This is a genomic window from Flavobacterium agrisoli, from assembly GCF_016522065.1.
Lineage (GTDB): Bacteria > Bacteroidota > Bacteroidia > Flavobacteriales > Flavobacteriaceae > Flavobacterium > Flavobacterium agrisoli.
Window position 1 is genome coordinate 619172 of sequence record NZ_JAEHFV010000001.1, and the last position, 12327, is coordinate 631498.

Annotated in this window: 11 protein-coding genes; 6 read left to right on the plus strand and 5 right to left on the minus strand. The window is 33.1% G+C overall.

What is annotated here, in order from left to right; genetic code table 11:
- Positions 1-55 precede the first annotated feature (55 nt).
- A complete protein-coding gene (locus I5M07_RS02560) occupies positions 56-373 on the plus strand; it encodes a transposase (RefSeq protein WP_200104620.1) in 318 nt (105 codons plus the stop codon).
- A 180-nt stretch (positions 374-553) separates the two neighbouring features.
- Positions 554-1648, plus strand: a complete 1095-nt coding sequence (locus I5M07_RS02565) for a Fic family protein (protein WP_200104621.1) — start codon at positions 554-556, stop codon at positions 1646-1648.
- Positions 1649-2340: 692 nt separating this feature from the next.
- Here the strand turns inward: I5M07_RS02565 and I5M07_RS02570 are convergent.
- Positions 2341-3174, minus strand: a complete 834-nt coding sequence (locus tag I5M07_RS02570) for a universal stress protein (RefSeq protein ID WP_200104622.1) — start codon at positions 3172-3174, stop codon at positions 2341-2343.
- 190 nt (positions 3175-3364) lie between these two features.
- Here I5M07_RS02570 and mnmE point away from each other — a divergent pair, with 190 nt between their 5' ends.
- Together mnmE and I5M07_RS02580 are read left to right on the plus strand one after the other, a co-directional pair.
- Positions 3365-4798, plus strand: coding sequence for a tRNA uridine-5-carboxymethylaminomethyl(34) synthesis GTPase MnmE (mnmE, locus tag I5M07_RS02575; RefSeq protein WP_200104623.1), 1434 nt, complete (start codon positions 3365-3367; stop codon positions 4796-4798).
- Positions 4799-5223: 425 nt separating this feature from the next.
- Positions 5224-6801: a MutS-related protein gene (locus tag I5M07_RS02580; RefSeq protein ID WP_317191306.1), complete on the plus strand. Its 1578-nt coding sequence runs from the start codon at positions 5224-5226 to the stop codon at positions 6799-6801.
- A gap of 20 nt (positions 6802-6821) precedes the next feature.
- Here the strand turns inward: I5M07_RS02580 and I5M07_RS02585 are convergent, their stop codons facing one another.
- Both I5M07_RS02585 and I5M07_RS02590 read right to left on the minus strand, forming a co-directional pair.
- Positions 6822-7172, minus strand: a complete 351-nt coding sequence (locus I5M07_RS02585; RefSeq protein ID WP_200104625.1) for an iron chaperone — start codon at positions 7170-7172, stop codon at positions 6822-6824.
- Between the two features lie 105 nt (positions 7173-7277).
- Positions 7278-8153 (minus strand): hypothetical protein, encoded by an 876-nt coding sequence (locus I5M07_RS02590; RefSeq protein ID WP_200104626.1) that lies wholly within the window; start codon positions 8151-8153, stop codon positions 7278-7280.
- 94 nt (positions 8154-8247) lie between these two features.
- Between I5M07_RS02590 and I5M07_RS02595 the strand changes: the two genes are divergently transcribed.
- Both I5M07_RS02595 and I5M07_RS02600 read left to right on the plus strand, forming a co-directional pair.
- Positions 8248-9279 (plus strand): formimidoylglutamase, encoded by a 1032-nt coding sequence (locus tag I5M07_RS02595; protein WP_200104627.1) that lies wholly within the window; start codon positions 8248-8250, stop codon positions 9277-9279.
- Positions 9280-9391: 112 nt separating this feature from the next.
- The gene (locus I5M07_RS02600) at positions 9392-10645 is read left to right on the plus strand and encodes a DEAD/DEAH box helicase (protein WP_200104628.1); all 1254 of its coding nucleotides are present in this window, start codon (positions 9392-9394) and stop codon (positions 10643-10645) included.
- A gap of 16 nt (positions 10646-10661) precedes the next feature.
- Here the strand turns inward: I5M07_RS02600 and I5M07_RS02605 are convergent, their stop codons facing one another.
- Complete coding sequence (locus tag I5M07_RS02605; RefSeq protein WP_200104629.1) at positions 10662-11207, minus strand: DUF1697 domain-containing protein; 546 nt, start codon at positions 11205-11207, stop codon at positions 10662-10664.
- A 93-nt stretch (positions 11208-11300) separates the two neighbouring features.
- Complete coding sequence (locus I5M07_RS02610) at positions 11301-12248, minus strand: hypothetical protein (RefSeq protein ID WP_200104630.1); 948 nt, start codon at positions 12246-12248, stop codon at positions 11301-11303.
- Between the last annotated feature and the right edge of the window lie 79 nt (positions 12249-12327).

A 12327-nucleotide genomic window follows, 5' to 3' on the forward strand; every position in this document is an offset into this window, starting at 1 on the left:
AATGCGCTAACTTAGCATGGAGTTTTAGTTAAGAACTAAATCTTAACTTTAGTACATGAAAGAAAATCGTAAAACTTATGACCGCAATTTCAAAGAGAAAGCTGTCCAATTAAGTTATGAAAGAGATAATATCTCACAATTAGCCAAGGAACTTGGAATAACAGCACCTTTGCTTTACAAATGGCGTCAGGATTGCCAAGAATTTGGAACAGGAAGTTTTCCAGAGAAAGGAAAATTAAAACTTAGCCCTGAACAAGAAAAAATCCATGAGCTTAAAAAAAAAATTAAAAGAAACAGAATTAGAACGTGGTATTCTAAAAAGGCTATAAGCATCTTTTCCAAGGGAGTTCCATCAATTACAATATATCTGTAGTGCGATTTAACATTCACTATAAAGTAGAATTTCATATTTAGATTTGTGTTGTAAAGTAGATACACTGCGGTGGTTAAAAATACAATCACCGCAAAAATGCGGTTTAAATTTTTAATAATCACCGCACATTTTGTAAATGCGGCAAATAAACAATAAATTTACCGCAAAATTGCGGTGAATATGTACATACATCAAAAGAAAGAATGGCCAGTTTTTAAATGGAATTCAGAAGAAATTACAGTCATACTAGGAAAAGTCAGATACCGCCAAGGAAAAATCCTTGGACAGATGAAAGCACTTGGTTTTAAACTTCAGGAAGAGACTATGCTGCAAACACTAACTTTGGATGTTATAAAGTCAAGCGAAATAGAAGGCAAATTGTTAAATCATGATCAAGTACGTTCATCAATTGCTAGAAGATTAGGAATTGATATCGCTGGTACCATCAAGGCTGAACGAGATGTTGAAGGTGTTGTTGAGATGATGCTTGATGCAACTCAAAACTATTCAAACGATTTAACAGAAGATAGAATATTTGGATGGCACGCTTCACTTTTTCCAACAGGAAGGAGTGGTATGTATAAAATCATCGTTGGGGATTGGCGTAAAGATCTTATGCAGGTTACTTCAGGTCCTATGGGAAGAGAGATAGTCCATTTCGAAGCGCCATTACCTGACGTAGTAGATCAAGAAATGCAGGGCTTTTTAAAATGGTTAAATAGTACAACTGAAATTGATCCAGTTCTAAAAGCTGCAATTGGCCATTTATGGTTTGTTACAATACATCCTTTTGATGATGGAAACGGAAGAATAGCCAGAGCAGTCGCCGATATGCTTCTGGCCCGAGCAGATCAAAGCAAACAGCGGTTTTATTCAATGTCTGCACAAATTCAAAAAGAAAGAAACGAATATTATAACATTCTTGAATCAACACAAAAAGGTGATCTGGATATTACACCCTGGCTGGATTGGTTTTTAAACTGCTTATTTCGTTCAATGGAAAGCACAGATATTACTATTGAGAAAATACTAGAACGAGGACAGTTCTGGGAATCTCATAAAGATAAAACTTTTAACGTCCGTCAGCAAAAAATGCTGCAGTCACTTTTAGATTCATTCTTTGGAAATCTAAATGTATCTAAGTGGGCAAAAATGACAAAAACGTCAACAGACACTGCTTTAAGAGATATCAAAGATCTAATTGAAAAGGACATTTTAATACAAGAGGGAGCTGGAAGAAATACCAGCTATAAATTAAAAAATCACAATTTTTGATCGAAATCAAAAACAAAAAATTCAGCAGTTTCATAGCAATACTTATTTTTATCCATCTTTACTAATATTTTTTTTAGTTCACCTATTTGGAGTAAATATATTTTTTGCTACAAAAACTAAAGACTGTTAAAGTTGTTTATTCTTTAGAAGAAATAACTTTTTATCACTAATAGCTACGTAAGTATGCCCTAATAATTTTTAAAACCAAATACAACTTAATTAAGTTGAATCATATACAGTTCATTTATCGGCAAAAAAGAATTTATTTGTGTGGCGTTGATACCTTTTTTACTACTCTATAATAATGCTTTAATCTTTTAAACCTAGATATTTAATATTTTTGATATATTTGTGATACAAAAAAAAGAATAATACTTCTGATTGTCAATCCGTTAGCATGTAATTTTTGTGCATGATCTAATATTGAAATAGTAAAATTGAATTTGGGTGCAGAATCGGTGCTTTAGGTTCAAGACATTTATAAAAACGTAGCAAAGACAGGATCTCAACACATAAAGTTCGAATCCTGCTCTCCCCACTGAAAGACCTAAAAGGCGGAAAACTTAAAGTTTTCATTCTTTTTAAAAAGCCACAAAAAATGTCTGAAGACCTGCAAATTCAAGGATTTGCAGGTTTTTTTGTTTTAAAGTACTCCCCCATTTTTTCAAAATCGATCAAAATTTTGACTCTTATTAATGTTCGTGCATAATTAAAACTGGAATTTGCACTTCTTTGACAATTTTTTTTGAGAAACTCGGATTTAAAATTGCTTCAAAAAATGTGCGTTTATAAGCAATGACAGCCAAAACATCAATTTCTTTAAATAATATAAAATCCAAAACGGTTTCTTTAATATCATCACTCGGAAGAACCGAAAAAACAACTGGTTCGCCCATAAATTCAGTTTCCCATTCTTTAATAGTGGCCTCACTTACGTCCGAATTTTGCGATTTAACATACAAACATTTTACTTGAGCATTCATTTTTTTGGCAATCGCGATTGTTTTTTTTAACTCGGCTTTGTCTTTTTCACGATAGCGCGTAGTGAAACCTATATTTTTGACTTTTTTATAAGGCACTTCAGAAGGAATGCATAAAACTGGAATATGAACGCTAGAAATTATGGCTTCGGTATTAGATCCTAAGAAAAACGTACTCCAATCGGATAATCCAGAAGTTCCCATTACAATAAAATCGGCTTTTTCTTCATCTATGGCTCTTTTGAGATTAAAGATCAAATCACCATCCATCAATCGGTGTTGAATGCGAATGTTTTCTAATTTTCGCTCTTGTGCTATAGAACGCAATTTAGGCACTTCGTCTTTGAACATTTCAAATTGTGCCAGTTCAATCGAATCGTAAATGGTAGCATAATTTTCTGGAAAAAATTGACTATCAAAAACAGGTAATTCAAACGAATGCAACAAAAGCAATTCGGCATTTATAAAATTGGCGAACTCCAAGGCATGCACAAAAGCATTCTGTGAAGTTTCGGAAAAATCGGTTGGAAATAATATCTTTTTCATGACAATTATATTTTGGTTACTCTCAAATGTACACAATTTTTGTAGGTTTTTAAATGATAATTATCAGATTTTTAACGAAATAAATAGCTTGTTTTAATTTTAAATTTCACTCTTAAAATAAAATGTTTTACCTACTATTAGGTCAAAATTCAGCTTCTAAATTCGAATCAAAATTTTGTAACTTTGTCACATGATAAATCAAGATTCTATCGTAGCCTTAGCTACTCCGTCAGGAGCGGGAGCTATTGCTATTATTCGTATTTCGGGTTCCGAAGCCATCCAAATTGGAAATTCGGTTTTTAAATCCATTAAAAACAAAGATTTAACGAAGCAAAAAACCCACACCTTGCATTTGGGTCATATTGTTGACAATGAAAAGGCTTTAGATGAAGTTTTGGTTTCCCTTTTTAAAGGCCCAAATTCGTATACCGGAGAGGATACTATTGAAATTTCATGTCACGGTTCAACATATATTCAGCAACAAATTATTCAATTGTTATTACGAAATGGGTGTCGTATGGCCGATGCTGGCGAATTTACACTACGCGCTTTTTTAAACGGAAAATTAGATTTATCACAAGCCGAAGCCGTTGCAGATTTGATTAATTCGGATAACGAAGCCTCCCACCAAATTGCGATGCAACAAATGCGTGGTGGTTTTTCTAATGAAATTGCCAAACTTCGTGAGGAACTTCTGAATTTTGCTTCTTTAATCGAACTCGAATTAGATTTTGCAGAAGAAGATGTTGAATTTGCCGACCGAATTCAGTTTCATGAATTAGTCAACCGAATTGAATTTGTTTTAAAAAGACTGATTGATTCGTTTGCTGTTGGAAATGTGATCAAAAATGGAATTCCTGTGGCTATTGTTGGCGAACCAAATGTTGGAAAATCAACTCTTTTGAACGCACTTTTAAACGAAGAACGAGCTATAGTATCGGATATTGCGGGAACGACTCGCGACACCATAGAAGACGAATTAGTAATTGGCGGCATCGGTTTTCGATTTATTGATACTGCCGGAATACGTGAAACTAAAGATGTGGTAGAAAGCATCGGTATTCAAAAAACCTTCGAAAAAATAGACCAGGCCCAAATGGTTTTGTATTTGGTTGACGGTTGCCAGTTGTCAGTTGATGGAAAACTTGATAATTTATTACTTGAAATTAATAAAACACAAAATCAATATCCACAAAAAGCCCTAGTCGTTATTATCAACAAAAAAGATATGATTTCTGATGAAACCCTATCACTTATACAAAACAAATTAGTTGCTTACCAAGACGAACTGTCAACTGTCAACCGTAAACTATCAACCATTTACATTTCTGCCAAAGAAAAACAAGGCGTAGAAGAACTCAAAAATCAATTATTATCTTTCGTAAATACAGGTGCTCTACGCAATAATGAAACCATTGTAACCAATACCCGCCACTACGATTCGCTTTTAAAAGCATTAGATGAAATCCAAAAAGTAAAACACGGACTTGAAACAAATCTTTCTAGTGACCTATTGGCACTGGATATTAAAGAAGCTTTGTATCAATTCGGGCTTATCACAGGTCAGGTCTCAAACGACGAATTACTGGGGAATATCTTTGCTAACTTTTGTATCGGGAAGTAGATTTCAAAAGCATTACATAATAAAATAAATAGATCATTTTTCGTAATTTATATTCAAAAATATACCGCTAGAAATCACAATGTTTTTTTACTTTTAATTAAGTCGGTTATCAAATTTGGCAAGCAATTATTCCCAAAAAAGACATAATTATAAATTTTCATAAAAAAAGGGGTTTCAAAAGAACCGAGAATACATTTATATTTGTAGGAAATAGCTAAACTCGAATTTTTATGAATGCCTATTCCGACAATATTTCTCTTTATCAAAAACAATTACAAGACAATCAGAAAAAATTCAATTTAGTAAGTTTATTGCGCCTTTTGAGTGTTTTTTTGGTACTTTTTTCAGTTTACTATTATTTTAATAAACAAGAAGATTTTTACTTATATCTCTGTTTTATAAGTTTAGTTGCATTTGTTTTTTTGATGAAAATACATTCGAAACTCTCCTTTCAAAAACAACTATATACCGCTTTACTCCAAATTAATAACGCTGAAATTGGTTTTTTAAAACGAGAAAAAAATCCTTTTGAAAACGGAAACGAATTCCATGAACCACAACATCCTTACAGCTATGATTTGGATATTTTTGGAGAACATTCGCTTTTTCAGCATCTTAACCGCACCGCTACTTTTATCGGAAAAAAAACCTTAGCCAATTTGCTATTAAATCCCTTGACCGAAAAAGAAATTATTGCTAATCAAAATAGTATAAAAGAATTAAAAGAGAAATTGGAATTTCGTCAGCATTTTTTAGCACTTGCCCAAATAGGAAAAGATTCTAAAATGGCGTATGAAAATTTACTTAAATGGAATTCGACTCCACCACAACAATTTTCAAAATTTGCTCAGTTTTATTTGTATGCGGGTCCGATTCTATTTTTGGGAATTGTAATCGGGTATTTTTTAACTTCCAACACATTATTAATCAAATTAGTAACCTATGTATTTATAGCCAATTTGATGTTTTTAGGCTATTTTATAAAAAAAATAAAAGCTGAAATCGCTCCCACTTACGAAATAGACCGAATCATTAATCAATATAGTTTACTGGTTCAAGCTATAGAAAATCAAACGTTTGCATCAGCCAAATTACAAACACTTCAAAAACAATTGTATTTTGAAAATACCAAAGCCAGCACGCATTTAAAGCAATTATCGGAGCTTTTTTCTAAAATGGACTCTATTGCCAACTTAATAACTGCTTCGCTTTTTAACGGTACTTTTTTGTACAATGCACATATTTTAAAAGCGCTATGGCAATGGAAAGCCAAACATGCTACCGCATTAGAAGACTGGTTGAATATTATTGGCGAATTTGAAATGCTAAATAGTTTAGCTAATTATTCCTATAACAATCCCGATTTTGTTTTTCCAGAATTGAATTCTAATTTCAATATTTCGTTTGATAATTTGAGCCACCCACTTCTAAATCCGCAAACTCGAATTGGTAATGATGTTCGCTTTCAACCGGAATCGTTTATTATTTTAACCGGTTCCAACATGTCGGGTAAAAGTACTTTTTTAAGAAGTTTAGGCATCAACATGGTTTTAGGTTGCATTGGTGCACCCGTTTGTGCTACTAAAGCCCAATTACACCCCTTACCTATTTTAGTTTCAATGCGTTTATCCGATTCACTTTCGGATAGCGAATCGTATTTTTTTGCCGAAATTAAACGACTGCACCAAATTATGGAAGCCTTAAACCAACAACCGGCTTTTGTACTTTTGGATGAAATATTACGCGGCACCAACTCAGATGACAAACGAAACGGAACTATTGAAGTAATCAAAAAAATTATTTCAAAAAATGCAATAGGGGCTATTGCTACTCATGATGTAGAGGTTTGTTTGACTACCAATGCTTTTCCTGAAAAACTAAAAAACCAATGTTTTGAAGCACAAATTATAGCCAATGAACTTCATTTTGATTATTGTTTGCGAGATGGAATTTGTCAAAATAAAAGCGCCACTTTTTTGATGCAAAAAATGGGCATTATTTAAAATTCTGATTCAAACAAAATCTAATTTTTCGTTTCATTCTCAGCTGCTCTATATTTTACTATTGCTTCTATTAAATCATACGGGATTTTTTGATTTAAAGGAAATTGAACAGATCCTTTTCCTTGTTTGTAAACCGAAAGAGCTTCTTTAAACTGCTCGTGTCCGGAAGGCGTAGCATAAAATCCGATGTGATTTTTATACGCTGCAAAATAGACCAATGGTTTGGTTTTGTATTTATAGGCAGGCATTCCGTATGAAATGGACTCGGTAACCTTTGGAACAATTTTTAAAATAATCGCCCGGATGTTTTCTAAAATAAACTCCACTTCAGAAGGAAATTTTGCGATATAGCTTGTGACTTCTTCATTCATAAATTTTCAAATTTAATTTTTAAAACCAAACTTAATACGTTATTTAAAGCAAAAAGGCTTGATCCAGAAGTAGATCAAGCCTTTTATAAAAATTAGTTTTGTAACTTATCTCAAAGAAAAACTAGTTTTAGAAACCAATTGATCGTTGTCAAAAATGTTAATAAAATAAGTTCCTTTAGCAAAATCTTTTCCAGGTAAATCTTCAGATACATTTACCGTTTTGTTTTCATATTTTACTGTAGTTGGAAAACTGTACGTTAAGTTGGTCTCTCCAAAAGAAACTGTTTTTTTGTCTCCTAACACATTGTTTTTACTGTCAATAACTTGTACATAATAGGTTTTGTCACCCGATTTAGCCACTTGATTTTCGGCCACTGTAAAGCTTACTTTTAAAACATCGGCTCTACTCGCTTTATCGGTTTCTACTTGTTTACCTGAATTTTTCAATTTGTAAGCAGCCGTTTTTGTATTCAAAATAGTTAATTTCGACGCTTTCTCTACTGTTTTTGTTAATTCTTCGTTTTGTCCAACTAATACTTCGTTGTATTTTTTAGACTCTCCTAAAACCGTAATAGTACTATCACGTTGTGTAGTTAACACGCCATTTTGTTTTTTCAACTCATCGTTTTCGGCAATTAAAGTGTTCATTTTAGATTGCATTGATCTAACTTGAGAACGGTATTTAGAAACGTCTCCTTTAGATTTGTTCAATTCATCCATTAAACCTACAACTTTATCGCGCTCTTGAATTAATTCGTCCGACATTGATGTATTTTCGGCAATTGCAGCATCGTAAGTTGCTTTTAATTCCTGTAAATCTTTCATTACAGCATCTTTCTCAGATAAGGTTGTAGTTAATTCTGTTTTTACAACTTCTGTATCTGAAGTCATTTTAAAAATATACACTAAGGCTCCTACTAATAAGACAGCCAACACTGCGATAATCGCTTTAAGACTTGAATTTTTTTGTTGATTTTCCATACTTTACTATAATTTTTTATCAAATTTAATAATTAATCTTAGGTAATAACGTAAGTTACTACATTTATAGTATTTTTGGATAACACTTTTTTACATGGAAAAACTTATCCCTTTTACAATCAGTGATCTAGCCAAAGTTACCAACCACCGAAGTGGCGAAATAAAGTTTGGTGAGAAGATTTTAACCGTACCAAAAGACACCGATTTAATAACTTTTCTTACAAATTGCGAAGCTCAATACATTCTGTTAGGAATTCCAGAAGATATTGGTATTCGAGCCAATTATGGAAGACCTGGAGCCGCTTCGGCTTGGGAAAGTGCACTCAAAAGCATTGCTAATATCCAACACAATCGGTTTTGTAAAGGCAGTCAAATTGCTATTTTAGGCCATCTGGATGTAACGTCCGAAATGCAAGAAGTTGCCCATTTGGATTTTAACGATATTGATGATCGTTTGAAATTGAGCCAGTTGGTCGAAAAAATTGATAAAGAAGTTTCCAACATTATTTTTAATATTGTAAAGGCTGGCAAAACACCCATTATTATTGGTGGCGGACATAATAATTCGTACGGAAATATAAAAGGAAGTGCTTTAGCCAAAGGAAAACCGGTGAATGCCGTGAATTTTGATGCGCATTCGGATTTTAGAATTTTGGAAGGAAGACACAGCGGAAACGGTTTTTCGTATGCTTACGAAGAAGGATTTTTAAAAAAATATTTCATTTTTGGATTACACGAAAATTACACATCAAAAAGTGTTTTAGACATCATTAAAAAGAAGGAAGATCGTGTGCGTTACAACACTTACGACAGTGTTAAAATTAGGAGGGAAAAAGATTTTTTTAGCGAAATGCAACATGCTTTGGATTTTGTAAAAACAGATTCCTTTGGTATCGAAGTTGATTTAGATGCGTTGCCTAATATTGCCAGTAGTGCCATGACCCCAAGCGGATTTTCGATTGAAGAACTTCGTCAGTTTGTTTCTTATTTCGGAAAACACAAAAATGCAACCTATTTGCACATTTGCGAAGGCGCTCCCGATTTAGGAGAAGAAAAAAACAACCATTTAATCGGAAAATTAATTGGGTATTTGGTAACCGATTTTATCAAAACCAGCGAACAATAAAGTCTACTTTAAAATCAATTTTCGTGTTTAGAGCGCATCCAAAATAATAACACTATCTTTGTTACCTTGTCTTTTAGCCTTATAGTAAAAGACTTCATTAATTCAGATATATATGTTATTCGAAGATTTAGCACTTTCCAAAAGTATCCAAAAAGCCGTTCACGAAGAAGGCTATACCAACCCCACCCCCATTCAAGAACAAGCTATTCCTATTGTTTTATCAGGCCGAGATTTGGTAGGATGCGCCCAAACCGGTACCGGAAAAACGGCAGCTTTTGCTATTCCGATTATCCATCAATTGCACCGCATCGTGGGTTCTTCTAAAAAAGCCAAAAAAATCAGAGCTTTAATTGTAACCCCTACGCGTGAATTAGCGGTTCAAATTGGACAAAATTTCGATACATATGCTAAATACACCAATCTAACACAATTGACCATCTTTGGAGGAGTATCGCAAAATGCACAAGTAGATACTTTAAAAAATGGTGTAGATGTCTTGGTGGCTACTCCAGGACGTTTATTGGATTTGCAAAAACAAGGTTTTATCGATTTGGATCATTTGCATGTTTTGGTTTTAGACGAAGCCGATCAAATGTTAGACATGGGTTTTATAAACGATGTCAAAAAAATAGTAAAACTTACCCCAAAAAACAGGCAAACGCTACTTTTCTCTGCCACGATGCCTATTGCTATTCGCGAATTGGCCGAAATGTTTTTGCAAGATCCGGCAACGGTCACGGTATCTCCTGTTTCTTCTACCGCTGAAAAAGTAGAACAACGTGTTTATTTTGTTGAAAAAGGAGAAAAACGAAATTTACTTCATCATTTAATCACGCAAGACAATTTATCGAATGTCTTGGTTTTTTCAAGAACCAAACACGGTGCCGATAATATTGTAAAAGCATTACGAAAAAAAGAGATAGCAGCCGAAGCCATTCACGGAGACAAATCGCAAAACGCGCGACAACGTGTTTTGGATGCATTTAAAAATAAAGAAGTAGGTGTTTTAATTGCCACCGATATTGCCGCAAGGGGAATTGATATTGATCAATTACCCTATGTTATTAATTTTGATTTGCCCAATATTCCCGAAACATATGTACACCGTATTGGCCGAACAGGTCGTGCCGGAAATGGTGGAATTGCGATTTCATTTTGTAGTAAAGATGAACACGGTTACTGGAAGGATATTCAAAAATTGATTAAGGTAGATGTAAAAACAATTGCCGATCATCCTTATCCTTGGCATAGCGGCTCTCCAATTGCCGAAGCAACTAAACCTAAAAATTCAAACCGAAGTGGGGGTAAAAAAACCAATTCTCGAAAATCGGATAATTCTAAGAAAAACAAAAAACGTTGGTATTAATACCAACGTTTTTTTTTTATCGCTCTTCAAAAAGTTCTAACAAACGACTCACCGTATTCCAATTCCGAATCGTGGCAACCACATTCAATTTCTTTTCGATATACTTTTGATCCAATCTTGTTTTTCCTGCTCCCATCGCATATTTTATAAAAATTTTATTCCCTTGTAAAATAGCTTCATCGGGTTTAAATTGACTCATTTTTAAATCGTTTATAGCTTCCTTTTTTAAATTTTGGGATAAAAAAGCCACATATAATTTTTTCACATCTACTTCTTTATCAATCAAAAAAGGATTCTCATTTAAAGTACTTTTTAAATCTTCTTTAGAAACTACCACAACCGCAACTTCGTGTCCAAAAACCTTAAAAATTTCTTGTTTAATGGCAAATCCAACTGCTGCTGAATTGCTTTCAGGCGAATCAACAAAAACATTTCCAGACTGAATGTAAGTCACCACATTTTGAAAACCACAATTCTCTAACGTAGTTTTCAAAGCATCCATTTTGATCATATTGTGTCCCGAAACATTAATTCCGCGAAGAAGACATAAGTGCGTATTCATAAAATAGTTATTCTTTTTTCAAAGGTACTTTTTAGATTTTAGAATTTCTTCAGAAAAATGATTTAAAAAAAACAACTTCTCGTTCACTCAAAATTATTTAAAATTCAAATGTTCTTTGGCGTATTTCTTTTTTTCTGATTTTGAAAATTCTTTGGTAATTACCATTTCATCAACTTTTGCCGTATACTCTTTTCCCGACTCAATTTGAACATCTCCTTCTTGCGTAATAAATATCGGATTGATGTTTTTAAACTTACTTTTATAACCTTTTAAATTTTTACTAGTCGATTTAAAATCTTTATCGAACAAATAATGTACATTAAAATGAATGGTATACCCTTTGCCATTATACATTTCGGAAACGCCAATTTCGGTTTGCGGATGGACTGATTCGCCTAGTTTAACCCATATTTTATTTTGATTAAATCCGGTGTAAGTGGCACAAGTTCCGTCTTCGTGTTCAATGGTAACCGAATTTCGTTTGCTTGTATAGATGGCATCTGCAGAATCGGTATTCTCATGTTCGTTTACAATTCTTACCACAATTCCTTTTCGCATGCTGCAAATTGTATCGGGAGTTGGAGATATCACAAAAAAAGATTTCCAATTTGCCGGTTTTTCTTGTCCTAAAAATTTTTCGCCAGCATTACCAGCTTCTTTAATTTTTACTTTTTTACCATTTTTAAAAGGTAATGAATATCCAAACAGACTATCAATTCTCGGATTTAACTCACCCATTATGGAGTAAATATTGTACGAATATCCAATTCCTTTGTTTTTATCAATTGGTCTGAGTTTCATTAAAAAACCACTATGACTTCTTAGAACTGCTTTGTGTTCACGAACATCGCAATTTTGAACATTCGAAAACTGCAAATCTACCGAGTAACTTCCGGGACTGTTTTTTTCGTAATAGAAATCGATGCTCTTGTCGTCGTTTACTTTTTTATTTATTGTAATAATTTGTTTTTGAGCTAGTAAACTACCGCTACATATAGTACTAATTAAAAAATAAATTAAAAATTTGGTTTGATTTTTCATAAGGTTGAATTTGGTTAATTGGTTCGTTTTTTAATAAACAAGAATAATACAATAAAATACATAAAGAAGATTTTTCTTA

What these genes read in the sequence shown, in the direction of transcription:
- I5M07_RS02580 (WP_317191306.1), top strand. Translation starts at nt 5,224, where the DNA reads ATGAAAATACATTCGAAACTCTCCTTTCAAAAACAACTATATACCGCT.
- mnmE (WP_200104623.1), top strand. Translation starts at nt 3,365, where the DNA reads ATGATAAATCAAGATTCTATCGTAGCCTTAGCTACTCCGTCAGGAGCG.
- I5M07_RS02565 (WP_200104621.1), top strand. Translation starts at nt 554, where the DNA reads ATGTACATACATCAAAAGAAAGAATGGCCAGTTTTTAAATGGAATTCA.
- I5M07_RS02605 (WP_200104629.1), bottom strand. Translation starts at nt 11,207, where the DNA reads ATGAATACGCACTTATGTCTTCTTCGCGGAATTAATGTTTCGGGACAC.
- I5M07_RS02585 (WP_200104625.1), bottom strand. Translation starts at nt 7,172, where the DNA reads ATGAATGAAGAAGTCACAAGCTATATCGCAAAATTTCCTTCTGAAGTG.
- I5M07_RS02600 (WP_200104628.1), top strand. Translation starts at nt 9,392, where the DNA reads ATGTTATTCGAAGATTTAGCACTTTCCAAAAGTATCCAAAAAGCCGTT.
- I5M07_RS02610 (WP_200104630.1), bottom strand. Translation starts at nt 12,248, where the DNA reads ATGAAAAATCAAACCAAATTTTTAATTTATTTTTTAATTAGTACTATA.
- I5M07_RS02595 (WP_200104627.1), top strand. Translation starts at nt 8,248, where the DNA reads ATGGAAAAACTTATCCCTTTTACAATCAGTGATCTAGCCAAAGTTACC.
- I5M07_RS02590 (WP_200104626.1), bottom strand. Translation starts at nt 8,153, where the DNA reads ATGGAAAATCAACAAAAAAATTCAAGTCTTAAAGCGATTATCGCAGTG.
- I5M07_RS02560 (WP_200104620.1), top strand. Translation starts at nt 56, where the DNA reads ATGAAAGAAAATCGTAAAACTTATGACCGCAATTTCAAAGAGAAAGCT.
- I5M07_RS02570 (WP_200104622.1), bottom strand. Translation starts at nt 3,174, where the DNA reads ATGAAAAAGATATTATTTCCAACCGATTTTTCCGAAACTTCACAGAAT.